Here is a 24,089-nt window from a genome sequence, read left to right as displayed (position 1 = left end):
TTCGATGCCGTCGGCTCATGCAGGCAGGAACGCCAGCGCGATACCGGAGGCCGTGCTGGCCACCCCCGCGCCGAGCAGACTCATGAGGACACCGTGCGAGGAGTCGTTCATCGCCAGGTCGCCGCGGAACGCGATCCACAGCTTGCCCGCCGAGACAATCATCCAGGCCAGGCAACCGATGAGCACGAACCACAGCAGCCAGTTGAGCAACTGCATGATCGGCTCCACGACCTCGGCCGGCATCTGCTTGTAGGCCAGCAATTCCATGGCCCGCACACTCGACATCGTCGACCTCACGTCCCGATAACAGCGTTCATGATGGTGCCCGCGCTGGTGGCGACGACGCCGCCGATCATGGCGCCCGCCACCATCTTCGGCGATTCCAGGCCACCGCCGGTCCACTTCTCCCAGGCGAATTTACCGCCGGCATAGGTGATGCCGCAGATGCCCGACAGCAGCACGAACCAGGTCAGGTAGCGCACCAGCTGCAGGATCTTCTCCGACCCGGGAGGCGCCTCGGGTGTCGGATTGCCCACCTGGGCGAGAACGGTGCCGTATGTGTCCTGCACGGCGAGGAGGATCGTGCTCATCGGGTGCCTTTCTCGATGGGTGGAGGGGTGGATATCGACGGCATCGCACGCATATGGCTCATCAGTGCCCCGGTGGGTTGGTGGTCATCGGCGGACGGTCCCAACCCGGCGGTGCAGGCGGAGCGCCGTTGGGCCCCCACGGTTCGGGCCCCTGCTGCTGCGGGTTCCAGCCTCCCGGTCCGGCATACGGAACGGGCGGCGGAACCGGCTGCGGGCCGGGCGCATTCCAGCCGGGCGGCTGTCCCGGTGCTGCCCAGCCCTGTGGGGCGGGCGCGCGCCGGCGATCGGAGTTCGCGACCCGGAGCAGGACGACGACCACCACGCCTGTGGCGGCCAGCGGAAGACCGATCAGCAGCGCCCAGAATCCCCAGCGCCCGATCTGGAGTGCGGTGTCTGATCCGGGCGGAGCCTCCGGCGTCGGATTGCCGACCTGCGCCAGGATCGCCTGCGCCCCCTCGTGCAACGTCAAGGCCGTACTCATCGCACCCCCTCCTCGTTCGCCTCGCCGGCGATGCTCTCGCGGGCGGCCGCGACGATCTCGGCTCCGAGATCGCGCACTTCCAGCGGAACTTCGTCGAGCGGGTCGATCCTGCGTTTCTTCAGCGGCGGTTCCACCCCCGGCGCCCACACCGGCAGCTTCTCCGGTTCGACGAGGGTCCATTCCTCGTACCACGGCACCTGCCACATCCGCCCGGCCAGCGAGCCGACGACCTCGCGGTAGCGACGGATCTCGGCGGGCATGCGACCGGGCCGCGCCGCCACGGTGATCAACCCGAGCACCTCCGACGGACCGGCGAAACCGGCATGATGCTGACGCAGCAGGTCATGGGCGCGGGTCAGGCCGGCGATCGTCTCCCGGCACACCAGGACGACAAAGGGCGATTCGCGGTCGAAGACGCCGGGCCAGCGGCGGCCCGAATCCGCCGCGGGCGCAAGCACGTGCGCGAGGCTACTGGCCCCGGCCCCGCCGTGCACGCCGAGCAACCAGACCAGCGGCGCACGCCCCGCACCGGGCACCGGGCGGTCCCAGATGGGCGCGCGCCGCGACTCCGGCGGGGCGATCACCCCGGCCGGTGCGGGGTCGGGTTTGCGGCGGCGAAGATTCATGGCGGCGGTCATGATGCCACCCCCGCGAGAAGACGCCCATACGCTCGACGCGTCTGATCGTCGAGCGAGATGTGGCGGACGAGTTCACCGCGCGCCAGATGCGCGTCGTAGGGGATCTCCACGATGTCGCGAACCCAGCCGGACAGATGCTCACGCAAATGGTCGGCAACCCGGGAATCGACGCCGGGCTGCTGATGCGAGATGACGATGGTGGTATCGCCGACGATTCCGCTGCCCGGCCCGTCCACGGCGTCGCCGAACTCGTCGTCGAGCCATTCCAGGGTGACGCGCAGCCGGTTGGCGGCATCGGTGCGCGCCGGAATGGCAAGCACCAGAGCGACATCCGCGTCATCGAGCAACGGCCGCAGCTGCCGTCCGGCAATCGGATGGCCACCGTCGTAGACCGCGGTGTAGCCGGCGTCGTCGATGGCGCGGGCGACAGTGAGGTAACTCGCACGCCTGCGCAGCGGCGCCGCATCGCGCCACAGCAGCCCGAACCCGGAAGTGGAGCGCGACAGGCACTCCTTCAGCGGCGCCGGTTCGTCGTCGCCGCGGCCGTACAACCACGACTGCAGGCTGATCGGATGCAGGTGTTCATCGGCGCCGCGCAGCCCGAGATCGCTGCCGGCGGCGGTCGCGTCGACCGCCACGGTCTGCGCGCCCGACAAGGCGAGCTCACCCGCCAGTCCCAAGGCCGTCGTGGTGGTCCCCGCACCACCGCAGCCGCCGACGACGAGGACCGGCCGATGCCCGGTGCGTCCGTCACGGGTGGGTTCGCGCTCGCCGCGCAACCGCACCACCGGAGCCTTTCTGCGCCCGGAGCGGTCCGACGGTGCGTCGGCATCCGGCGCATCGTCGAGCCAACGGCTCCAGTCGTCTCCCATCGCTCTGCTCTCCCTCTATCCGGCCGTGATACCCGTGATGAGGGTGCGGCCGCCGATCACCGCGGTGGTGACCATCTGCTTGCTGTAGGTGGCCGGTTGGCCGTCGGGCCGGTACTCGGTGACTTCGACCGAGTAGCGGCCCTGGTCGAGGGTCACGATGCGCACGCAGTGCGTGGTGCCCTCGGCGATGCTGTCGATGCCGCGCTGGATCACCGGAACGGGCGAGACCGGCGCATCGGGAGCGACCACTTCGCGGGCCAGCACCGCGGACCGATCCACGTAGTAGGCGTACTGGAAACGCAGGATCGCGTCGGGGCCCGAATCCGTGCCGCCGGGCTCCGCGCTGCGCACGACCTCGTCGGTGCGTTCGGTCGGGCACCGATGCGCCGGGCCCGCGGCGGAATCGGAGCTGCCCGCGGCGAACTGGACCGCGGTGTCATCGGCGGCGCGACGCTCGCCGGAGCCGCCGAGCAGATACAGCACTCCGGCCGCGGCGGCGGCCAGGAGCAGCACCGTCGCGATCAGGACGATGAACGCGCGCGCCCTGCCGCCACCCGAGCGCTTGCCCGCGCTGCGCAGGTCGCGCGCGGTGCCGAGCCGGACGGGTCCGGCGATCTCCTCCGGATCGTCGTCGGGCCACGGGAACCGGACGACGTCACCGTTGCGCGGGGTGTAGTCGTCGTCGGGTCCGGGCGCGCGATCGGCCACCCAGTCCGACCAGCCGCCGGTGAATTCGCTGCGCCGCACGGGCGGTTCGGGAGGCGCGACGGGTTCCTCGTCGTCATGGATGTAGTCGGGGTACCTCGCGGGACCGTCGTCCTCGTCCGCTACCGGCGCGCTCTCCTCGGCGGGGCGTGCCGGGGCGCTCGACCCGGTGTCCGGCTCGAGGGCGTCGTACCAACGATCGAGATGTTTGTACGACTTCAACATTCCCCCATTCCCGCAGATCGGGGCGCGTGGTGTCGCATCGTCGAACCCTCTCGGCGATCAGTTCGTGGAGAACGGGTAGGCGGTGGGTGTGTCGGGTCGTTCGGTCGTCGCGATCGGTTCGATTCTTCGGTCCGCAGTCGCGCCGCCAAAGGAGGCGCCGTCGACTCCTGTCCCAAACGGGAATTGTCCCGTACCCGATTGGTCAGGTGAAGTCGACGCGCCGGGGCCGGGCTCGGCGAATTCCGGCGCGGGCGCCCGCGGGGCGTCCTGCGCGGTCTCCGAGCCCGGCTGGGGCGCAGTATCGGAACCGAAGGTGCCTGCCAGATCCCTGGCGACGGCAGCGAACCACTCGGCCACGAACGTCGTCGGTGCGTCGCCGTCGGCCGACACGGTGGCCGTGCCGTAGGCACCGTGACGCTGGACGGTATCCCAATACCGCACCCATGTGGTGGTATTGAGCAGTTCTTTGTTGTCGGTGATGTTCTGCACCACGGCGTCGAAGGCCTGATTCACCAGGCGAACACCGGTGGTGGGCGGGATCAGCTGCGGGATCGCGCCCACCAGTTTGGTGCCGAGCGCCAGCAGCGCGGCGGGCGGATTGCTCAGCCCCGCGGTCGCCAGATCGGCGAGGGCGGCCGGGTTCAGCACCGAGCGCACCACGGTGACCACCGCGTTCAGTCCGATCATGCCGACTTTGAGCAGGGCGCGCAGCGCCGCCGGGATGTCGAGCGGGGTGCGCGGGTCGGCGGCGTCGGCCAGGCGCTGGGAGATCGACTTCTTCGGCGAGATCGACAGACTCGCCAGCGAATTACCCTGGATGTCCTCGTTGACCACCTTGGTGGCGGTTTTGATCGAGGTGTAGGCCAGCGCCTGCGCGACCGAGACCAGCGAGGCGATCGGATCGCCGCCGCTGAGCTTGGCCTGGCCCGCGATATTCGCGACCGCCTTCAGGATGGGCGCGCCCTCGGGGGCGTCGCAGGCGAGATCGCCTGCCGCGCAGAAACTGGCCACCCGGCCGGTGAGCGCGCCGAAGTTCTCGGCCTTGTCGCGTTCGGGACCGATTCCGCCGCCGCTGGCGGGCACCTGCGGCAGCGCCACGATCCGCGCCAGTTCCTCGCCGTCGGTTCCCGGCGCGGCGTCGGGCGTGGCCTTGCCGGGGGCGCCGGGGAACAGCGGTGCGCCCGGATTGCGGGTGGGGTCGGCGAACAGCGCTACCGCGGCGACCTTTTCGGGCGCAAGCACGCCGGCGCCCTGCCCGACTTCCTGGGCGAAGATCGAGGCCACGTGCGCACCCTGGGAGTAGCCGACGATGCCGAACCTGGTGTTCGGGCAGCGTTCGGCGACCGATGAGGCCATGCCGCGCAGCCTGGACAACCCTCCGGCTACCGATTCCGAATACGGCACGACCCCACCGCCGGTGGCACCGCCGAATCCGGATTCATAAGGCACGTAAGCACGGTCGACAAGCCCCTCATCTGGCGCTTTCGCCATCATCGGCATGAAGACCGTGGACAGCATTCCGGTGTCGGTGGTGGGTGCGGCATCCGGGGACGACTGGCCGGTGCCCTGAATTCCCAAGGCGTACAGCACAGGACAGCTATCTATCGGCAAATTCGTCGACGGGCCCGCGACATTCGGTGCCTGCGCCGACGCCGTACCGCCCGTGACCGTACCGGCGGTAGCGGTCGACACAGCGACGGCGAGCGCGATCAGCACCCCCGAAAATCGTGTCGTGCATCCAGCCATAGCGACCCGCAATCCGTATTGCAGAACTTACCTAGCGCCGTGAAACGCAATAGACCGTAACAGATTCCGGCTATCACCGCTGAAGCGGAGGAAAGTTTACAGGGTGCACCGCTCGACCCCGGTGACGCCACGGCGCGGCGATGCGAAACAGTGCCAAAGTTTCCGAACTCGCCGACGGCCTTGCCAAGCCCCCATGACATCCGCCCACGCCCGACGAGCCCACATGACGGGATGGCATGGCACGAAGTGGGACCTACCGATCCCGGTCGACGACCGCCGTGCGGGCAGCCGACTCAGGCCGCGGAGGTCACCCGATAGACGTCGTAGACGCCCTCGACATTGCGCACGACGTTCAGGATGTGGCCCAGATGCTTGGGATCGCCCATCTCGAAGGTGAACTTGCTGATCGCTACGCGATCGCCGTGGGTGGCGACCGAGGCGGACAGGATGTTGACCTTCTCGTCGGCGAGCACCTTGGTGACATCGGAGAGCAACCGCGTGCGGTCCAGCGCCTCGATCTGGATGGCCACCAGGAACACCGACGACGGCGACGGCGCCCACTGCACCTCGATGATGCGTTCGGACTGCTCCTGCAACGAACCGGCATTGGTGCAGTCGACCCGGTGCACGCTCACCGCGCCACCGCGGGTCACGAAGCCCATGATCTCGTCGCCGGGCACCGGCGTACAGCATTTGGCCAATTTGGCCACCGTGCCCTCGGCGCCGGGAATGAGCACGCCGGCGTCACCGGAGACGCGCTGGCGAGACGGGACGGTCGACGGCGTGGAGCGTTCGGCGAGTTCGTTCTCCACATCGCCGATGCCGCCGAGCTGGGCCATCAGCCGCTGGACGACGTGGTGCGCGGAGACCTGGTGCTCACCGACCGCGGTGTAGAGCGCCGAGATGTCGGTGTAGTGCAGTTCCTTGGCGACGGCGTTCATCGCGTCGACGTTCATCAGCCGCTGCAACGGCAGCCCGACCCGGCGGACTTCCTTGTTGATCTGCTCCTTGCCGCTTTCGAGCGCCTCTTCGCGGCGTTCCTTGGCGAACCACTGGCGGATCTTGGCCTTGGCTCGCGGGGAGACCACGAAGCTCTGCCAGTCGCGGCTGGGCCCGGCGTTCTGCGCCTTCGAGGTGAACACCTCGACGACCTCGCCGTTCTCCAGCTGACGTTCCAGCGCCACCAGCCTGCCGTTGACGCGGGCGCCGATGCAGCGGTGCCCCACCTCGGTGTGCACCGCGTAGGCGAAGTCCACCGGGGTGGATTTCTGCGGCAGCGTGATCACATCGCCCTTGGGGGTGAACACGAAGATCTCCGGCGCCTTGAGGTCGAAGCGCAGCGACTCCAGGAACTCGGCCGGGTCGGCGGCCTCACGCTGCCAGTCGAGCAGCTGGCGCATCCACGCCATGTCGTCGACCTCGGCGGTATCGCTGGAATGCTTGCCGCGGGTCTCCTTGTACCGCCAGTGCGCGGCGATGCCGAACTCGGCGGTGCGGTGCATGTCCTGGGTGCGGATCTGCACTTCCAGCGGCTTGCCGTCCGGGCCGACGACGGTGGTGTGCAGCGACTGGTAGACGCCGTAGCGGGGCTGGGCGATGTAGTCCTTGAACCGCCCGGCCATCGGCTGCCACAGCGAATGCACCACGCCGACGGCGGCGTAGCAGTCGCGCACCTCGTCGCACAGGATGCGGATGCCGACCAGGTCGTGGATGTCGTCGAAGTCCTTACCCTTGACGATCATCTTCTGATAGATCGACCAGTAGTGCTTGGGCCTGCCCTCGACGATGGCGTTGATCCGGCTGGCGGCCAGCGTGTTGACGATCTCGGCGCGCACCTTTGCCAGATAGGTGTCACGCGAGGGCGCGCGGTCGGCGACCAGGCGCACGATCTCGTCGTACTTCTTGGGGTGCAGGATCGCGAACGCGAGGTCCTCGAGCTCCCATTTCACGGTGGCCATGCCGAGCCGGTGCGCCAGCGGCGCGATGACCTCGAGGGTCTCCTTCGCCTTCTTGGCCTGCTTCTCCGGCGGCAGGAACCGCATGGTGCGCATGTTGTGCAGCCGGTCGGCCACCTTGATCACCAGCACGCGCGGATCGCGCGCCATCGCGATGATCATTTTGCGGATGGTCTCGGCCTCGGCCGCCGCACCCAGATTGACCTTGTCGAGCTTGGTAACGCCGTCGACCAGGTGCGCGACCTCGGGCCCGAAATCGGCGGTGAGCTGCTCGAGCGAGTAGCCGGTGTCCTCCACGGTGTCGTGCAGCAGCGCCGCAACCAGCGTGGTGGTGTCCATGCCGAGCTCGGCCAGGATGTTCGCCACCGCCAGCGGGTGGGTGATGTAGGGGTCGCCCGACTTGCGGAACTGTTTGGCGTGCCGTTCGTCGGCGACGTCGAAGGCCCGCTGCAATAACGTCAAGTTCGCTTTGGGATACAGCTCGCGATGCACGGTCGCCAACGGCTCGAGCACCGGCTTGACCGCCGCGATACCGCGCTGACCGGTCATCCGCCGAGCCAGCCGCGCCCGCACCCGCCGCGACGCCGAGGTCGGCACGGCGGCGGGAGCACCCTGCCGCACCACACCTGGGTTCGGACCTGGAGTCGCGGGCTTCGCCGGCTGAGCCGCACCATCGGACGAGGTGGCCGACGCACCGCCGGGCCGCGAGGCAGCCGATTGCTCGACGTTCGCCTCGCCCAGATGCTGAGTCATGCCACCACCTCTCCACGCCGCAGCCGGACCGCTCCGACCACCGCAACCTCCCAGACCATCAACTCTAGCCTTCGCCGTCTCGCGCCGTCCGGCAACAGGTTGCTCAACCCATTTTCTGGGACCTTCGTACCGAAGTACACCGCGCAGAGGCGACCCTGGGCTTCCCGCTGCCGGATGGATACCGGCCGTCCACCCGGCCAACCGGCGACGGGGTAAGTCGAGCGGTCGCGTGGCGGAAGTTCAGTGGTGTCGTTCGCGGTCAGACGGTGACGATGGCCGACAGCGGGTAGTCGCCCTGCCGCTTGCGCCCGCCGAGCGATTCCAGCTCCAGCACCACCGCCGCCGCGACGATCTCGGCGCCGGCCTGGGTGAACAGGTCGGCGGCGGCGGCGAGGGTGCCGCCGGTGGCGAGGACGTCGTCGAGGAGCAGCACGCGGCGGCCGGTCAGGGGGACGCCGTCGGCGGGGATTTCCAGGGCTGCTTTGCCGTATTCGAGGTCGTATTCGCGGGTGACGACCGGGGGCGGGAGTTTGCCTGCCTTGCGGACGGCGATGACGCCGGTGCCGAGGGTGGCGGCGACGCCGGCGCCGAGCAGGAAGCCGCGGGCGTCGACGGCGGCGACCAGGTCGGCGTCGGGGGCGCTGGCGGCCAGGCAGTCGATGACGGTGCGGAAGCCTTCCGGGTCGGCGAAGACCGGGGTGAGGTCGGCGAAGCGGACGCCGGGCTCCGGGAAGTCATCGCACCAGCGGGTCAGCTGCCCGACGATCTGCGCGGCCCTGCTGGTCCGCTCGGCGACTGCGTCGTCGGATTCGATCGCCGCGTGCTTGCTCATCGACACCTCTCCATAGTCACATCACCCACAACACCGGTCACCGCTTCAGTACCCACCGGTCCATGTTCCAACCGGTACCCGCCTGGGTGGGGGCCGCGATGCCGTTCTGCAAACCGCTGCCGAAGGCGATGGTGCGCGGCGTGGCGAACAACGGGATGCTCGGCAGCTGCGCCCACAGCAGGCCCTCGGCCTCGGTGAGCAGATTCAGCCGTGTGGTCGAGTTGTCGTCGGCCGCAAGCTGATCGGTGATCGCATCGTAACGGCCGTTGCCGAATCGCCCGAAATTCAGCCCGCTACCGGTCCGCAACGCGCTGGTCGCGGCCACGCCGTCCAGCGAGCCCGCCGGGCCGGGGACGCTCGCGGTACTGCCGAGCACGGCGTCTACCGCGCCCGCGGCCAGCTGCGCCGGGCGGAAATCGGGGGCGCCCGCGTCGACGACGGTGATACCTGCGGGTTTGCAGGATTCGGCGATCTTGGCGACGGTGCGCGCCCGGCGGTCGTCGGGGGTCTGGTAGCCGATGCGGACGGTCAGTGCCGGGCTACCGGCCGCCGCCAGCGCCGCCTTCGAACCCTCTACATCGACAGTGCGATACGGGTCAGCAGCGCCGGTGATCGCCGAGTAATAGAGCGAATCCTGTTGGACGATACGGGAATTCAACGGCGCGGAGCCCCGGCCAGATTCCGGGGCCTCGGGTACGTTGCCGAGTTCGTCGAACAGTGCCTGGCGCGGCACGCACAGGGCGAGGGCGCGCCGGGCCTCGACCGAGCCGAGCGCGCCGCCGGTGGACAGCACCAGTTGCTCGACACCACGACCGGGCACTTGCTGGACCGAGAAGCCACCAAGATCGAGCCCGGGCACCGAACCGGTCCCGATATCGATCACGCTCACCGCACCCTCGGCCACCTTCGCCGCCAGATCCGTCGACTTCGGCCACACCACCACGCGACCGGTCTCGGGCTTGTTGCCCCACCAGCGTTCGTTGGCCACCAGCACCAGACCCTCGTCCTCGGTGAAGGATTCGATCCGGTACGGCCCCGACGACGGGAACCGGCTCACGTCCAGTTCACCGGGCGCGAGCGTCCAGCCGCTGTTCCAGAAATCCGCCAGCCGCTGGATGGCGGACGGGTCGCCGGATTGCATCGCCGACACCACATTCGGCACGTTCGCCGCCTGCGCCGCGATATGCGCGGGCATCAGCTCACCGGCGGTGAACAGATTGCGCCAGGGCAGGTAGCGGCGGTCGGGCCGGAAGACGACAGTCGCATCTTTGGAACCGGGGAGGCATTCGATCCGCTCGATGTCCTCGTATCCGGCGGTGCTCGCGGCGTCGAACAGCGGGACCGGGGCGCCGTCGCCGGGCCGGGTGAACCGCCCGCTGCGCGCCGCCCAGGCCAGCACTAGATCGTCGCAGGAGGTGGGCACCCCGTCGGAGTACACGCCGTCGGGGTTGAGCCGGTACTGGATGGTCTGGGACTCCCCCGGCACCTCCTTGGCGGTGCCGACGTCGGTGTCGGCGACCTGCTGGCCGTCGGGCCCGGTGTAGAAGAAGCCGGTCAGCACCCGCCCGAACACCGCGGTGGCGCCGGTGCTCGCGCCGAGCGTGCTGCCGCCGTTGTAGCTGGCGACGGCCGCGTCGACGGCGAATCCGATGGACGGGACCTGGCTTTCACTCGAACATCCGGCGGCAAGTCCGGCCGCGACCGCCGCGGCGGCCGTGGCCGCGAGCAGTCGATGCGGCCTGCGCAGGAAACCTCGCGGCTGACGCATGACCCGACCCCCTGTCGTCAGTGGTTCTTCCGGTGTCGTTTTCCGCTCGGCCGGGCCCCGGGACGCGGCCCGGTATCGCGGGTGCGCCGCGGTGTCTCAGGAGTTTCGCGGGCAGGAACGGCGCCCGCACGACGACCGGCGGCCGGCTTCGCGCCCGAACGCTTGGCCAGCACCTTCTTGGTGTGCGCGGCCACCGGACCGAAGCGTTCCTTGATCGACACCAGCACCGGCACCGCGAAGAAGATCGACGAGTACGCGCCGACGATCATGCCGACCAGCTGCACCAGCGCCAGATCCTTCAGCGTGCCGACACCGAGCAGCCACACCGCGATGACCAGCATGCCGATGATCGGCAGGATGCCGATGACGGTGGTGTTGATCGACCGCATCAGGGTCTGGTTGGCGGCCAGGTTGGCCTGTTCGGCGTAGGTGCGCCGGGTCAGGTGCAGCACGCCGCGGGTGTTCTCCTCGACCTTGTCGAACACCACGACGTTGTCGTAGAGCACGAAGCCGAGGATGGTCAGCAGACCGATCACCGCGGCGGGCGTCACCTCGAAACCGACCAGCGAATAGATGCCCGCGGTGACGACCAGGTTGAAGAACAGCGACGCGATCGCGGCGATGGACATATCCCGTTCGAAGCGAATCGCGATGTAGATCATCGTCAGCACGACGAAGACCAGCAGCGCGATCACCGCCTGCCGGGTGATCTGGCTGCCCCAGGTCTCGCTGATCTCGGCGATGCTGATCGCGTTGCGCGTCACCTCGCCGTCGGCGTTCTTGGGCTGGAACTCGTCGAACAGCGCGGTCTGCAATGCCGCGGTCTGCTCGAGGTCGAGGGTCTCCGAGCGCACCTGGATGGTCGTCGAATCGCCGGAGCCGACCTTCTGCACCGTCACCGGCTCGTGGCCGATGGTCTGGGTGTAGACGTCTTCGACCTGCTGGGTGGTCGCGGTGTCGCTGGCGGGCAGCTGGATGCGCGAACCACCGGCGAAATCGATGCCGAGGGTGAAGCCGCGTACGGCGATGCTCAGGATCGACAGCAGCAGGAAGATCGCGCTCAGCGTGTAGAACAACCGCCTGCGGCCGACGATCTCGAAGCCACCGGTGCCGGTGTAGAGGCGTTCGAAGAAGCTGTGCCGCGGGGCGGGCGCCCGGTTGGCGGCGTCGGGCTCCACGGTCGGGCTCGAGGTGCTCATCGTGCGGTCTCCTTCACCAGCGCCGGTCCGCCGGCGCCGCGTTCCCTGGCAATCTGCTGGATCACACCGAGGCCGTTCACCGACGGCTTGGCCCAGAACGGCGAGCGCGACGCCAGCATCATCAGCGGCGCGGTGACCAGGTAGAGCACGATGACGTCGAGCACGGTGGTGAGGCCGAGGGTGAAGGCGAAGCCCTTGACCTGACCGGCGGCCAGGATGTAGAGCACGACGGCGGCGATCAGACTGACCGTCTTACCCGAGAGGTTGGTGCGCTGGGCGCGGGCCCAGCCGCGTGGCACCGCGGACCGGAAGCTACGGCCCTCCCGCATCTCGTCCTTGATGCGTTCGAAGAACACCACGAACGAGTCGGCGGTCATACCGATACCGATGATCAGACCCGCGATGCCGGCCAGGTCGAGGGTGAACCCGATCCAGCGGCCGAGCAGCACGATCAGGCCGTACACCGCCACACCGGCGGCGACCAGCGACAATCCGGCCAGGAAGCCGAGCATGCGGTAGTAGAGCAGGCAGTACAGCAGCACCACGATCATGCCGATCGCGCCGGCGATCAGACCGGCGCGCAGCGAGGACAGGCCCAGGGTCGCGGAGACGGTCTCGGCTTCGGAGGTCTGGAACGACAACGGCAACGAACCGTACTTCAGCGTGTTGGCCAGTTCCTTGGCGCTGGAGGCGGTGAAGTTGCCCGAGATCTGGGTGCTGCCACCCTGCTGCGGACCCTGCTGCACCACCGGCGCGCTGACGACCTGCGAGTCGAGCACGAACGCCACCCGCTTGTAGACGTATTCGCCGGTGAGGTCGGCCCATGCGTCCGATCCGCTGGACTTGAACTCCAGGGTCACCTCGTGGCGCGCCTGCTGCTGGTTGAGGCCGGAGGTCGCGTCCTTGATCTCCTGGCCGTCGATGCGGCTCGGACCGAGCAGGTAGACCTCGCTGCCGTCGGTCGCGCAGGTCACCAGCGGTTTGGTGGGATCGTCGTTGCCGGCGAGCGGGTCGGGCTTGCTGCAATCCATCGACGCCATCGCGGCCTGCTGGGTGGCGGGATCCTCGCTCTGCCGCAGCGCCTTCGCGGCCGCGATCTCCTGCTGGCTGCGTTCCTGCGGGGTCAGATCCGCGTCGTCGGCCGGCGGGGCGGGAGTGGGCGCCGGTGCGGGCGACGGGTTCGGCTCGGTCGGCGCCTGAGCCGGGAAGACCCGGTTCTGCGGTGCCGGAGCCTGCCCGGTGGCGGGTGCGGTCCCGTTCGGCGCGGGTGCGGGCGCCTGCCCCGGCGTGCCGGTGGCGGGCGGCTGGGTGCCCTGGCCCGGCTGCGGCGTCGGCGCGCTTCCCGGTGCGGGCGCGGCCTGCAATACCGGCCGGATGTAGAGCTTGGCGGTGGTGGCCAGCGAACGGGCCTGCTGGCTGTCGTCACCGGGCACGGTGATCACCAGATTGTCGCCGTCGATGACGACCTCGGAGCCGGAGACGCCGAGGCCGTTGACCCGGTTCTCGATGATGCCCTGGGCCTGCTTCAGGCTGTCCTGGCTCGGCTTGCTGCCGTCGGGGGTGCGGGCGGTCAGCGTGACCCGGGTGCCACCCTGCAGGTCGATGCCGAGCTTCGGTGTCGGGGATTTGTCACCGGTGAAGAACACCAGCGCGTAGATCACGGCCAGTAGCGCGGCATAGACACCGAGCAACCTGAACGGATGCGCCGATCCCTGGGAAGGTGGCACAGTTGGTCATCTCCTAGGCGGAAGTCGAGGTGGAACAGGCGGGCACACGCCGATGACGCCGGGTGCCGTGCGGTTCACCGCAGCGGGGCAGCCGGCGCATGAGCGGACGGTCAGTCCTTGGTCAGCCGGGTTTCGGTCTGCTCGGCGGTTTCCTCGGTGGTGGTACCGGGCGCCTCGTCGGCTTCGGTGTCACCGGTCGTCTCTTCGGCCTCGTCGTCGACGCGAACCTCGCGGATCGCCTGACGCAGCCAGGTGGTGACGACCTCCTCGGCGATCTCGAGATCGACGGTCGTGTCATCGGCCTCGACCACGGTGCCGTACAGACCCGACGTGGTGATCACCTGATCGCCGACCTTCAGGGCATCCTGCATGGCGGCGACCTTCTCGGCCTCCCGCTTCTGGCGGCGGACACCGAGGAACATCGGCACGAGCAGGGCTACCAGCAGCAGCGGAAACAGCAGTTCCATCGTCGAAGTCAGTCCCTAGTCTGTGGGTGGGAATGGACAGGTACTCACACAGTCTGCCAGCTCCGGTCACCGGCACCGCACCCGCACACCCCGGAGGACGTGCGCGCCATCGGCCACCGTAGCGCGCGCGAGCGGGCCCCGCGACAGAAACCGCGGGGCCCGCTCAGACGCGCGCCTCAGGCGCTGCGACCGTAGACGTAATCGTCGAGCGGGAAGCTCACCGCTTCCCGATGCGCGTTGATGGTGCTGGTCGGGCGCAGCAGGGCCGCTTCGCCGTGCTGGTTGAAGTAGTAGCTGCGCGCGGTCGAGCAGCTGCCGCCGTAGAACACCGAATCGTCGAGCTTGCTGGTCACCCGGTCCAGGAACTCGCTGTTGGCGCGTTCGGTGACCTCGAAGGTGGTCTCGCCGCGCCGGAACAGCTCGCCGAACAGCCTGCCCATGTGCTTCATCTGCGCCTCGATGGTGGTGAAGTAGGACAGCCCGCTGTAGGAGTAGGGGCTGTTGAGGCTGAGGAAGTTGGGGAACTTGGGCACGGTGATCCCCTCGTAGGCCTGGAACCTGTTGTCGCGCCAGAACTTTCCGAGGTTCACCCCGTCACGGCCGATGATCTCGATGGCCGGGAAGTTCACATCCCACAGGTTGAACCCGGTGGCCAGGATCAGGGTGTCGATCTCGGTCTTGTGCCCGTCCGCGGTGACGATGCCGTCGGGTTCGATGCGCTCGATGGAGTTCGTCTCCAGCCGGACGTGCGGTTCGTTGAACGTCTTGAAGTACTGATTGGAAAAGGTCGGGCGCTTGCAGCCGAAGTCGTAGTCCGGGGTGAGCTGCTTGCGGATCTGCGGATCGCGTACCTGGGCCCGCAGATGGGCCTTGGCCAGCAGCGCCGCGCCCTTGTTCATGAGTTTGGCCTGCCGGAAATGCAACACGCCGACGACCATCAGGGCCTCGAGCATGCTGGTGTTGACCAGCCGCGCGGCCTTCTGCGTCACCGGCGCGGCGGCGAACAGCTTCTGCACCGGCGCCGGAATGGGCGCGTCGACCTTGGGCACCACCCAGATCGGGGTGCGCTGGAAGACGGTGAGCTCGCGGACCTGCTTGGCCACCTCGGGCACCAGCTGCACGCCGGTGGCGCCGGTACCGATGACGGCGGCCCTGCGATCGGTGAGATCGATGTCGTCGTCCCAGGCGGTGGTGTGCAGGATCGTGCCCTCGAACGAGTCGATGCCCGGGAACGGCGGGGTGTAGGGCTGAGAGAGGAAACCGGTGGCGGCGAGCAGATAGCGCGCGGTGAGCGTCTCACCACCGGCGATCGAGACGATCCACTGCTGGTCTTCCTCATCCCAGCGGGCACCGTCGACGGTGGTGCCGAAGCGCATCCGCCGGCGCAGGCCGTACTTGTCGGCGACGTGCTCGGCGTACTTCTTCAGCTCCGCGCCCGGCGCGAACAGCCGCGACCAGTACGGATTGGGTTCGAAGGAGTACGAGTAGGTCACCGAGGCGATATCGACGGCAAGCCCCGGATACCGATTCACATGCCAGGTGCCGCCGAGATCGTCCTCACGTTCCAGGATGACGAAATTACTCAGGCCGAGCCGGTCGAGCTCGATGCCCGCCCCCATTCCGCCGAAACCCGCACCGACCACGATCGCATCGAACTGAGGCGCCACGTCGAACCTCCTGCATTCTGAACCGACTCTCCGGGAATGACACATCATTCCGTTTGTGACGACAGTATCATCGTCAATGTGACGAAGCCATCCACGCGGGCCGAACGACGTAAGGCCGAACTGCGCCAAGAGATCATCGACACCGCCTTCGTGTGTTTCGCCGAAAAGGGCTACCACGCGACCGGCATCGCCGATATCGCCGCTCACCTGGGGATCGGCCACGGCACCTTCTACCGCTACTTCAGCAATAAACGCGACATCATCGACCACGTCATCGACGATCTGGCCGCACGGATCATCGAGGCGCTCGGCACCGAGAACGCCCCGGACGCGGCCACCAGCCTCGATGAATACCGTGAGCAGCTCGACCGCATCGGCACCGCGCTCACCCGCATCCTGATCGAGGACCGCCGGGTGGCGCAGCTGCTGCTGTTCCATGCCACCGGTATCGACGACGAGCTCACCGAACGCCTGTACGGGCTGCTCGACACCGCCGACCTGCTGACCGCCGGCTACCTCGAGCACGGTGTCGAACTCGGCTATCTGCGCGAGGACCTCGACACTGTGAACACTGCGCGCGCGGTGACCGGGATGCTGATGGCCGGGGTGGTGCACGGGCTGCGCGATATGGACGAGGCGCGGATCGCGGCCCTGAACGAGGCGATCCGGCGCCTGCTCATCGAGGGCGTGCGCAAACCCTGATCCGGCGGTCGAGCCCCGAAAACCGGCCCGAAGCACGGTAATCCGGCCGCGGTGCTGTCACAATGACGGCCGTGACTCCCGAGGATGTCGGACGGACGACGTTCGCCTTGACCCCGCCCGGACTTCGCGGCTACCACACCGACGAGGTCGACGCATTCCTCGAGCTCGTCGCCGCCACCCTCGGCGGCAATGGCGTGCTCACCGCCGACGACCTGCGCCACGTCAGTTTCGGCGCGCCGCGCGGTGGACGGCGCGGCTATCGCGCCGAGCAGGTCGACGAATTCCTCGACCGGGTGCACGCCGAACTCGAGTTCCGCCAGCGCGGCGTGCGGCCGGTGCCCGCGGCGCCGCCCGGTCCGGCGCCGGCGCGCTTGCTGACCCCGGCCGATGTGCACCGGATGCGGTTCACGCCCGCCCCCTTGGAGCAGCGCGGATACCACATCGAGGAGGTGGACGCCTTCCTCGATCTGGTCGCGGCGACGCTGGCGCATGACGGGCCCGGCAGTCTGACCGTCGAGGACGTGCGCGCGGTGCGGTTCACGGTGGCGCGGCTCGGTGTGCGCGGCTATCAGCGCGACGAGGTGGACGCGTTCCTGGATCTGGTGGTCACCGCCTTGCAGCAGCCCGCTGGTCTGCGCTGAGTCACAGCGCGCAACCCTGCGCTCGCGGCGGTCCAGCCGCGTTGCATGCGACATCCTCCGGGACGGCCGCTCAGTCGAACAGGTCCAGCGTCGGATGTGGTTCGCGCCCACGGACTTCGATCGAACCGAAGACCAGATCGGGCGGCGGAACCAGTCCGAGATGCTCCCATGCCGTCGCCGTCGCGACCCGCCCGCGCGGAGTCCGGGCGATCATCCCCGCGCGGACCAGGAACGGCTCGCACACCTCTTCCACGGTGGCCGCCTCCTCCCCCACCGCGACCGCCAGCGTCGACACACCGACCGGGCCGCCGCCGAAACCGCGCACCAGCGCGCCGAGCACGGCACGGTCGAGCCGGTCGAGTCCGAGCACGTCGACGTCGTAGACCTCGAGTGCGGCCGCCGCGATCGGGCGGGTGATGCGGCCGTCGGCGCGGACCTCGGCGTAATCGCGGACCCGGCGCAGCAGCCGGTTGGCGATGCGCGGGGTGCCGCGCGAGCGCCCGGCGATCTCGGCGGCGGCATCGTGGTCGATCTCGACGCCGAGAATGCGTGCCGACCGTTTCAAGATGCCGAGCAGCTCGCTCGGTTCGTAGAAGTCCATATGCCCGGTGAAGCCGAAGCGGTCGCGCAGCGGTCCGGTGAGCGCGCCGGAGCGGGTGGTGGCGCCGACCAGGGTGAACGGTGCGATGTCGAGCGGGATGGAGGTGGCGCCCGGTCCTTTACCGACGACGACGTCGACCCGGAAGTCCTCCATCGCCAGGTACAGCATTTCCTCGGCGGGGCGCGCCATCCGGTGGATCTCGTCGATGAACAGCACATCGCCTTCGACCAGATTGCTCAGCATGGCCGCGAGATCGCCCGCGCGCTCGAGGGCGGGGCCGGAGGTGATGCGCAGGGCAGTGCCGAGTTCGGCGGCGATGATCATCGCCATGCTGGTCTTGCCCAGGCCCGGCGGACCCGACAGCAGGATGTGGTCGGGGGTGCCGCCGCGTCCGCGGGCACCGCGCAGCACCAGGGCGAGTTGTTCGCGCACCCGCGGCTGGCCGATGAAATCGTCCAGCGACTTCGGGCGAAGGCTGGTCTCGATATCGCCGTCGGCGCTGGAGAAGTGGGCGTCGACCGGTGATTGCTCGTCGTCGTAATCCATGCGGGCCTACCGGTTCTTGCCGAGCAGGCCGAGCGCGGCCCGCAGGGCGGCGGAGGTGGTGGCGGCCGGATCGTCGGCCAGGACGGTGTCGACGGCGGATTCGGCCTGCTTGAGCGGGAATCCGAGTCCGGTCAGCGCCTCGACGACCTGCTCGCGCACCGGCGTGACCAAGGCCGCGGGCGCACTACCGGGCGGACCCGACTGCACGGGAACCAGATTCACCTTGTCACGCAGTTCGACGACCATGCGCTCGGCGCCGCGTTTGCCGATGCCAGGCACCCGGGTGAGCGCGGCGACATTGCTTTCGGCCAGCGCCTTGCGCAAGGCCTCGGGTTCGAGCACGGCGAGCACAGCCATGGCCAGGCGGGGACCGACACCGGAGACGGTTTGCAGCAGCCCGAACAGGTCGCGCGCCTCGGTGTCGGCGAAGCCGTACAGCGTCATCGAGTCCTCGCGCACGATCATCGCCGTGTACAGCCGGGTCTGTTCACCGCGGGTGAGCCCGGACAGCGTCGCCGGGGTGGCGTTGAGCCGGTAGCCGACGCCCGCGGCCTCGACCACCACATGGTCGAGCGCGATCTCGACCACCTCACCGCGTATCGACGCGATCACCGGCGCACCGCCTTTCGTTGTCGCTCCAGCTTCTCGGCGTACCGCTTGCGGGCCTGCTCGGCCTGCGCTTCGGCGCGGGCCATCCGTTCCATCAGCGGCGCACGCCAACAATGACAGATGGCCAACGCGAGCGCGTCGGCGGCGTCGGCGGGTTTCGGGGCCACCTGGAGGCCGAGGATGCGGGTGACCATGGCGGTGACCTGGGCCTTGTCGGCAGCGCCGTTGCCAGTGACAGCCGCCTTGACCTCGCTGGGGGTGTGGAAAGCGACCGGAATGCCGCGCCGGGCAGCTGCCAGCGCGATCACGCCGCCCGCCTGGGCGGTTCCCATGGCGGTGCGCACGTTGTGCTGGGCGAACACCCGCTCGATCGCGACCGCGCTCGGGCGGTGGGTGTCCATCCAGTGCTCGGCCGCGTCGGCGACCCGCATCAGCCGCAATGCCAGATCCAGGTCGGCGGGAGTGCGGACGACGTCGACGTCGAGGGCGGTGACCTTACGGCCGACCCCGCCTTCGACCATGCTGAGCCCGCATCGCGTGAGCCCGGGGTCGACACCCATCACCCGCACGGAACACCCCTTCGGACACGCGAACAGTTGTTCGAAGTCTAGTGGACCGGCGGCGCGGGCGGTTCCAGCGACACGGCCACCGCCCCGACCCCCTCGTTCCCACGTCACTGCTTCCCACGTCTGGTCCCCACCGTCCGAGACACGTAGGGTTCCGTGCCGCCGTGTTATCGCGAGCACGGCGACAGTGAACGGAGTAGTAAGAGCGTGTCCCCTTTGGCGAAGATCGCCGCAATCGCCGCGGCGGGTGTGATCGGCCTGGTCCCGGCCGCCGCCCCTGCCCTTGCCCAGCAGTCATCGGAACCACAGCAACCCGAGTACGCGCCGACCATGCTGGTACTCGACGCGTCGGGGTCGATGCTCGCCGACGATCCCAGCGGCGGAACCAAGATGGAAGCCGCCAAGACCGCGGTCCGGACGTTCATCGCCTCGGCGCCGGACGCATCCCGCGTCGGGCTGACGGTCTACGGCACCGAGACCGGGAACTCGGAGGCGGACAAGGCCGCGGGCTGCCGGGATGTGCGGGTGCTCCAGCCCGCCGAGACCATCGATAAAGCGGCGCTGACCTCGGCGGTGGACCAGATCGTCCCGCGCGGCTACACCCCGATCGGCACCTCGCTGCGCACCGCGCACGACGCCCTGCCGAAGCAGGGGCCGCGCTCGATCGTGCTGGTCTCCGACGGGCTGGACACCTGCACCCCACCCGACCCGTGTGAGGTCGCGGCCGAGCTCGAGGCCGAGGGCACCGATCTGGTTGTGCATGCCATCGGTTTCGGGGTCGACGAGGCCTCGCGCGCGCAGCTGACCTGCCTCGCGCAGCGCACCGGCGGCACCTACACCGACGCCGTCGACGGTAAGGCCCTCGAACAGGCGCTGCCTCGGGTCAGCGCGGCGGCCCTGCGCAACTACGCCGCCGTCGGCACGCCGATCCAGGGCGGGCCGGATCATCAGAGCGCGCCGGTCGCCGGGCCCGGCCAGTACCTGGACGTGATCGATCACCGTAAGCCGCGCTTCTACGCGGTCGATGTGCCCGACGGCGCGACCGCGTATTTCACCGGCACCGTGTCCTTCCCGCGCGGTAAGGACGACTGGTCCGCGGTCAACCGGATGGACCTGCGGGTCTTCGGCACCGACGGTTCGGACTGCGGGGTCTCGGAGAAGGAGATCTCCACCCGTTCCGGCGACGGCGTCGCGCTCACCGTCAGCACGGTGTGGAACGGTGCGGCCGAAGCCGATTCGCGTAGTGCCGAGTGCGGTGGCGGCGGGCGCTACTACTTCAGCCTCGAATGGGGTGAGGTCGCCGAGGGTGCTCCCGCCCAGCTGCCGCTGGAGGTCTCGGTCGGGGTGGAGCCCGGCGTCACCGATCCCGGCGCCCCGGCAGCGTCCGAGCCGGTGCAGTTCACCGCCCCGGACGGGCCCGTACTGCCGGTGACCGGCGGCGGTTCGTTCAATGTCGCGGCCACGCTGCCCGGGTCCGGCCGCTTCACCGATACGGTGCAGCGCGGCGAATTCGTCTTCTACCGGGTGAAACTCGACTGGGGTCAAGGTCTGGCCTACCGGGTGCGTTTCGGCGAGACCCCGGGCCGGGGCAGCGAGCACACCTCCAATGTCGAGACCACGCTCTACTCGCCCTATCGCGCCGAGATCGATTCCGACACCGGCGCCTACACCGGCTCCGAGCAGGTGCTGCCCTCCGGCAAGGATCTGGCGACGGTGCCCGTGCGGTATCTGAACCGCGAGGAAGGCGGCAAGCTCGTCGCCCAATCGATCGCGGGCTGGTATTATATCGCGGTGAAGGCCGGGCAGACCGTCAACCCGGACAAGCGCGCGGCCCCGGTCCCGGTCGAACTGGAACTCAGCATCACCGGCGCCGCGGAGCCCGGACCGCAGTACCGCAGCGGCACCGGCGAAACCTTCGGTAAGGAAGGCAAGTCGGCGCAGGCCACCGATCAGGATCGGGCGAGCACCGCCGTCAGCGATTCCGGTGACGACGGCGTGCCCGCGGTGGTGTGGGTCGCGACGGCGCTCGGCGTCTGCATCGTCGCCGCGATCATCGTGGTCGTGGTGCTGCTGAGGCGCCGCGGCACTCACTGATCGATGCGGTAGCAGCCGGGCGCCTCGGCCTCATCCGGCGATGAGGCCGAGGCGCCCGGCCGGGTTCGGCTATCGCCCGCTGGCCCGGGGTGTCGCTATCCCAAGATGAGGCCGACACGCTGGGCCAGCCATGGCAGCTCCCGGGTCAGACCGGTCGACCAGACCCGCCAGTCGTGGCCGCCGGGCAGTTCGAGGTAACCGACGGCCATCCCCGCGTCACGGGCGTCCTGATAGGCGCGGCGCGAACCGGGCAGGGTGTCGGCGTCGTCGTTGCCCACCACGAAGACGCCCGCGCTGCCCGGGTAGCGCTGTCCGGCCAGTAGGTCGTGCGGGTTGGCGCGGGCATAGGCGGCGGTGTCGCCGTCGAAGACACCCAGGGTGTGTTCGCGGTCGGTGAGGTTCAGCTCGTCTTCCGCGGACATGGCCAGGAAGGTCGGGTAGACCTGCGGGAACCCGGCCGCCAGTTGCAGTGCGCAGGTTCCGCCGTAGGACAGCCCGCCGACCGCCCAGGCCCGCGGATCGGGATCGACGGACAGGTGCGCGCGGATCCAGTTCGGGACGTCGGTGGCCAGGTAGGTCGCCACCTTGGCATGCGGGCCATCAGCGCACAGCGGGTCGTTCCAGGTACTGCCGGTGCCGTCGGCGACCACGACGATCGGCGCCAGCCCCTGATGGTCGCGGGCGAAGGCGTCCATGGTGTCGGGCAGGCCGCCGCTGGTGGCCCAGTCGCGCGGGCTACCGGGCTGGCCTGCCAGCAATATCAGTACGGGCAGCTGTGGGCGCGGATCGGCGAAATATGCGGGCGGCAGGTAGATTTCGGCCGGGCGCGCGTGGAATCCGGAGGCCGTGCCCGGTATCGCGGCGTGGGTGATCCGGCCCGTGGCCGCAAGTCCGGGCGGTGCGGTCCAGCCGGCTTCCACCGGATCGTGGTCGGGGCGCAGCCCGTGCGCCGGGGTGACCTCGCTGAACGGGATCTCGTTCCAGCGCTGGACGCCCAGCGCGGCACCGACTGTCGGGTAGGCGTCGTAGATCAGGTTGACCTGATTGGCACAGGCGGCGACCACGACGGCCGCCGCGATCGCGACCGCCGCCGTGCGAGCCGCCCCGCGTGACCGGAATGCCAGCACCGCACCGAGCAGGATCACGAACAGGCCGAGGCCGACGCTGCCGTAGACGCCCACGCCCAGCGGATCGGGAATCAAACGCAAGACCGAGCGCACCAGGTACGCACCGCCTGCGGTGATCACCACGGCCGCCGCCGCGCACGCCGCGACCGTCCGGAAGCCGGGCGTCCGGCGGCCGGTGAGCAGCCAGGCCAGGCCCGCGATCGCTGCCAGTACCAGCAGCGCCGGAAGCGGACCCGACACCAGCGACCAGGCCGGCACCGCGCTCACCGGCCCGCTCCCGGCACCGGTCGCCGCCGTCGCCCGGCGCCACGACGCTCACAGGTATGGGTGACGCCCGAGCGGCGGTCCGGGGCGGCGCGCAACAGGTCGGCTCGCCCCGGGCCCGGCGGTGATACCGCGGGCCCGCGTCGCCACGACGCCATAGGGCTCAGCACTCGGCCAGGGTAGGCGCGCGACGGGCTCGGCAACTATGGCGCAGATCGCAAAATAGCGCTTCATCAGGCATTTCTCAGCTTCGCCACGTCCGCGGCGCAGGCGCTCGGCCCGCAGGCGGAACCGCGCTCACTCGCTCGGGTACTTGTAGAAACCCTCGCCGGTGGCCACGCCGAGCTTGCCCTTATCGATGTAGTTCTCCTTCAGGAACGCCGCGAAACGCTGGGCGGCCGCGTCGCCGTGCACGGAGATGTTGTACGGGGTGGTGAGGCCGATGATGTCGAAGATCTGGAACGGCCCCATGGGTGCGCCGGTGGCGATTTTCCACGTCTTGTCGACGGTCTCCGGTTCGGCGTAGCCGTCGGCGACCAGTTCGCCCGCCGCGTTCAGGAACGGCACCAGCAGCGAATTCAGCACGTAACCGGCCTTTTCCTTGTGCAGCTCGATCGGCACCATGCCGATGTCCTTCGCGAACTGCACGACGGTGCGGAACACCTCGGGATCGGTGTCGGCGGTGCCCATCACCTCGGCGGTGTTGAACGCCCAGACCCGGTTGGCGAAATGCAGGGCCAGGAAGCGGTCGGGGCGGCCGGTGGCGTCTTTCATATCGCTGGGCAGCAGGGTGGAGGAGTTGGTGGCGAAGATCGTCTCCGGTGGGGCCAGCGTGCCCAGCTCGGTGTAGGTATCGACCTTGATCTTCAGCACCTCGGGGATCGCCTCGATGATCAGATCGGCTTCCCCGGCGGCGTCGGCGAGATCGGCGGTGAGCCGGATCCGGGAGCGCGCGGCCTCGGCCTTGCCGTCGGCCGCGCCCGCCACCTCGCGGCGGTAGGTCTGCACCAGCTCGTCGAACCGGCCGGCCGCCTTGTCGAGCGCCGCGTCGTCGATGTCGTAGGCGACCACGTCGAAGCCGCTGTAGGCGGTCTGGAAAGCGATCTGCGAACCGAGCACGCCCGTGCCGAGCACGGTGACCTTGCCGATGGTTGCGGTCATTGCCCTGCCTTTCCCTGACGGATACCGGTCACCCGCGCGGGCGCCGACGATGAAGGTCCCGAATGACAAAGCCGATCTTCCAGCACGCTACTAGTCGGGCCCGGCGGCGTCGATCCGTTCGTCCGCCGAGTCCGGTCTGCGCCCTGATCTCGA

The 24,089-nt window shown here is 69.1% G+C and carries 22 protein-coding genes; 3 read left to right on the top strand and 19 right to left on the bottom strand.

Features of this window, described 5'->3' with window-relative positions; genetic code table 11:
- Positions 1-15: 15 nt before the first annotated feature.
- The 14 genes from FEK34_RS09380 to FEK34_RS09315 form a co-directional block, all read right to left on the bottom strand.
- A complete protein-coding gene (locus FEK34_RS09380; protein ID WP_036537890.1) occupies positions 16-285 on the bottom strand; it encodes a hypothetical protein in 270 nt (89 codons plus the stop codon).
- A gap of 8 nt (positions 286-293) precedes the next feature.
- Positions 294-590: a hypothetical protein gene (locus FEK34_RS09375; RefSeq protein WP_014351788.1), complete on the bottom strand. Its 297-nt coding sequence runs from the start codon at positions 588-590 to the stop codon at positions 294-296.
- A 61-nt stretch (positions 591-651) separates the two neighbouring features.
- Positions 652-1,071, bottom strand: coding sequence for a hypothetical protein (locus FEK34_RS09370; RefSeq protein WP_138447409.1), 420 nt, complete (start codon positions 1,069-1,071; stop codon positions 652-654).
- Positions 1,068-1,709, bottom strand: coding sequence for a hypothetical protein (locus FEK34_RS09365; protein ID WP_138447408.1), 642 nt, complete (start codon positions 1,707-1,709; stop codon positions 1,068-1,070). Before FEK34_RS09365 ends, FEK34_RS09370 begins: the two co-directional genes overlap by 4 nt.
- Complete coding sequence (locus FEK34_RS09360; protein ID WP_138447407.1) at positions 1,706-2,581, bottom strand: MinD/ParA family ATP-binding protein; 876 nt, start codon at positions 2,579-2,581, stop codon at positions 1,706-1,708. The genes FEK34_RS09365 and FEK34_RS09360 overlap by 4 nt, the downstream gene beginning before the upstream one ends.
- Before the next feature lie 15 nt (positions 2,582-2,596).
- Complete coding sequence (locus FEK34_RS09355; protein ID WP_171048110.1) at positions 2,597-3,511, bottom strand: hypothetical protein; 915 nt, start codon at positions 3,509-3,511, stop codon at positions 2,597-2,599.
- 57 nt (positions 3,512-3,568) lie between these two features.
- Positions 3,569-5,101 (bottom strand): cutinase family protein, encoded by a 1,533-nt coding sequence (locus tag FEK34_RS09350; RefSeq protein ID WP_249358904.1) that lies wholly within the window; start codon positions 5,099-5,101, stop codon positions 3,569-3,571.
- 449 nt (positions 5,102-5,550) lie between these two features.
- The gene (locus FEK34_RS09345; RefSeq protein WP_138447406.1) at positions 5,551-7,965 is read right to left on the bottom strand and encodes a RelA/SpoT family protein; all 2,415 of its coding nucleotides are present in this window, start codon (positions 7,963-7,965) and stop codon (positions 5,551-5,553) included.
- A 259-nt stretch (positions 7,966-8,224) separates the two neighbouring features.
- Positions 8,225-8,797, bottom strand: a complete 573-nt coding sequence (locus FEK34_RS09340; protein WP_249358902.1) for an adenine phosphoribosyltransferase — start codon at positions 8,795-8,797, stop codon at positions 8,225-8,227.
- Between the two features lie 37 nt (positions 8,798-8,834).
- Positions 8,835-10,565 carry an ABC transporter substrate-binding protein gene (locus FEK34_RS09335; protein WP_138447405.1) on the bottom strand — a complete coding sequence of 577 codons (1,731 nt, stop codon included), beginning with the start codon at positions 10,563-10,565 and terminating at the stop codon, positions 8,835-8,837.
- A 17-nt stretch (positions 10,566-10,582) separates the two neighbouring features.
- Positions 10,583-11,764 (bottom strand): protein translocase subunit SecF, encoded by a 1,182-nt coding sequence (secF, locus tag FEK34_RS09330; RefSeq protein WP_138447404.1) that lies wholly within the window; start codon positions 11,762-11,764, stop codon positions 10,583-10,585.
- Entirely contained in the window at positions 11,761-13,491 is a 1,731-nt protein-coding gene (secD, locus tag FEK34_RS09325; protein ID WP_138447403.1) for a protein translocase subunit SecD, read from the bottom strand. Before secD ends, secF begins: the two co-directional genes overlap by 4 nt.
- Before the next feature lie 110 nt (positions 13,492-13,601).
- Positions 13,602-13,958, bottom strand: coding sequence for a preprotein translocase subunit YajC (gene yajC, locus FEK34_RS09320; protein WP_104359277.1), 357 nt, complete (start codon positions 13,956-13,958; stop codon positions 13,602-13,604).
- A 176-nt stretch (positions 13,959-14,134) separates the two neighbouring features.
- Positions 14,135-15,625: a flavin-containing monooxygenase gene (locus FEK34_RS09315; RefSeq protein ID WP_138447402.1), complete on the bottom strand. Its 1,491-nt coding sequence runs from the start codon at positions 15,623-15,625 to the stop codon at positions 14,135-14,137.
- A gap of 36 nt (positions 15,626-15,661) precedes the next feature.
- Here FEK34_RS09315 and FEK34_RS09310 point away from each other — a divergent pair, with 36 nt between their 5' ends.
- Together FEK34_RS09310 and FEK34_RS31110 are read left to right on the top strand one after the other, a co-directional pair.
- The gene (locus tag FEK34_RS09310) at positions 15,662-16,327 is read left to right on the top strand and encodes a TetR/AcrR family transcriptional regulator (RefSeq protein WP_138447401.1); all 666 of its coding nucleotides are present in this window, start codon (positions 15,662-15,664) and stop codon (positions 16,325-16,327) included.
- 62 nt (positions 16,328-16,389) lie between these two features.
- The gene (locus FEK34_RS31110) at positions 16,390-16,968 is read left to right on the top strand and encodes a DivIVA domain-containing protein (RefSeq protein ID WP_138447400.1); all 579 of its coding nucleotides are present in this window, start codon (positions 16,390-16,392) and stop codon (positions 16,966-16,968) included.
- Positions 16,969-17,038: 70 nt separating this feature from the next.
- Here the strand turns inward: FEK34_RS31110 and ruvB are convergent, their stop codons facing one another.
- The 3 genes from ruvB to ruvC are packed head-to-tail and all read right to left on the bottom strand — an operon-like array spanning position 17,039 to position 19,293.
- A complete protein-coding gene (ruvB, locus tag FEK34_RS09300) occupies positions 17,039-18,115 on the bottom strand; it encodes a Holliday junction branch migration DNA helicase RuvB (protein ID WP_138447399.1) in 1,077 nt (358 codons plus the stop codon).
- Positions 18,116-18,121: 6 nt separating this feature from the next.
- Entirely contained in the window at positions 18,122-18,727 is a 606-nt protein-coding gene (gene ruvA / locus FEK34_RS09295) for a Holliday junction branch migration protein RuvA (protein ID WP_138447398.1), read from the bottom strand.
- Entirely contained in the window at positions 18,724-19,293 is a 570-nt protein-coding gene (gene ruvC / locus FEK34_RS09290; protein ID WP_138447397.1) for a crossover junction endodeoxyribonuclease RuvC, read from the bottom strand. Before ruvC ends, ruvA begins: the two co-directional genes overlap by 4 nt.
- Positions 19,294-19,497: 204 nt before the next feature.
- Here ruvC and FEK34_RS09285 point away from each other — a divergent pair, with 204 nt between their 5' ends.
- The gene (locus tag FEK34_RS09285; protein WP_249358900.1) at positions 19,498-21,384 is read left to right on the top strand and encodes a vWA domain-containing protein; all 1,887 of its coding nucleotides are present in this window, start codon (positions 19,498-19,500) and stop codon (positions 21,382-21,384) included.
- Between the two features lie 95 nt (positions 21,385-21,479).
- Here FEK34_RS09285 and FEK34_RS09280 read toward each other — a convergent pair whose 3' ends face one another.
- Positions 21,480-22,769: an alpha/beta hydrolase gene (locus tag FEK34_RS09280; protein ID WP_138447576.1), complete on the bottom strand. Its 1,290-nt coding sequence runs from the start codon at positions 22,767-22,769 to the stop codon at positions 21,480-21,482.
- 303 nt (positions 22,770-23,072) lie between these two features.
- Positions 23,073-23,936, bottom strand: coding sequence for a 3-hydroxyacyl-CoA dehydrogenase (locus FEK34_RS09275; RefSeq protein ID WP_138447396.1), 864 nt, complete (start codon positions 23,934-23,936; stop codon positions 23,073-23,075).
- Positions 23,937-24,089: the final 153 nt, after the last annotated feature.

It is taken from the genome of Nocardia cyriacigeorgica, from assembly GCF_005863245.1.
Taxonomy (GTDB): Bacteria; Actinomycetota; Actinomycetes; order Mycobacteriales; family Mycobacteriaceae; genus Nocardia; species Nocardia cyriacigeorgica_C.
This window is presented reverse-complemented; position numbering and strand designations above follow the sequence as displayed.

Excerpts from the sequence above, each read along its gene's own strand:
- FEK34_RS09355 (WP_171048110.1), bottom strand. The coding sequence starts at position 3,511 with ATGTTGAAGTCGTACAAACATCTCGATCGTTGGTACGACGCCCTCGAG.
- FEK34_RS09365 (WP_138447408.1), bottom strand. The coding sequence starts at position 1,709 with ATGACCGCCGCCATGAATCTTCGCCGCCGCAAACCCGACCCCGCACCG.
- FEK34_RS31110 (WP_138447400.1), top strand. The coding sequence starts at position 16,390 with ATGACGGCCGTGACTCCCGAGGATGTCGGACGGACGACGTTCGCCTTG.
- FEK34_RS09380 (WP_036537890.1), bottom strand. The coding sequence starts at position 285 with ATGTCGAGTGTGCGGGCCATGGAATTGCTGGCCTACAAGCAGATGCCG.
- FEK34_RS09310 (WP_138447401.1), top strand. The coding sequence starts at position 15,662 with ATGACACATCATTCCGTTTGTGACGACAGTATCATCGTCAATGTGACG.
- secF (WP_138447404.1), bottom strand. The coding sequence starts at position 11,764 with ATGAGCACCTCGAGCCCGACCGTGGAGCCCGACGCCGCCAACCGGGCG.
- FEK34_RS09335 (WP_138447405.1), bottom strand. The coding sequence starts at position 10,565 with ATGCGTCAGCCGCGAGGTTTCCTGCGCAGGCCGCATCGACTGCTCGCG.
- FEK34_RS09340 (WP_249358902.1), bottom strand. The coding sequence starts at position 8,797 with ATGAGCAAGCACGCGGCGATCGAATCCGACGACGCAGTCGCCGAGCGG.
- FEK34_RS09345 (WP_138447406.1), bottom strand. The coding sequence starts at position 7,965 with ATGACTCAGCATCTGGGCGAGGCGAACGTCGAGCAATCGGCTGCCTCG.
- FEK34_RS09360 (WP_138447407.1), bottom strand. The coding sequence starts at position 2,581 with ATGGGAGACGACTGGAGCCGTTGGCTCGACGATGCGCCGGATGCCGAC.
- ruvB (WP_138447399.1), bottom strand. The coding sequence starts at position 18,115 with ATGGATTACGACGACGAGCAATCACCGGTCGACGCCCACTTCTCCAGC.
- yajC (WP_104359277.1), bottom strand. The coding sequence starts at position 13,958 with ATGGAACTGCTGTTTCCGCTGCTGCTGGTAGCCCTGCTCGTGCCGATG.
- FEK34_RS09275 (WP_138447396.1), bottom strand. The coding sequence starts at position 23,936 with ATGACCGCAACCATCGGCAAGGTCACCGTGCTCGGCACGGGCGTGCTC.
- FEK34_RS09370 (WP_138447409.1), bottom strand. The coding sequence starts at position 1,071 with ATGAGTACGGCCTTGACGTTGCACGAGGGGGCGCAGGCGATCCTGGCG.
- FEK34_RS09375 (WP_014351788.1), bottom strand. The coding sequence starts at position 590 with ATGAGCACGATCCTCCTCGCCGTGCAGGACACATACGGCACCGTTCTC.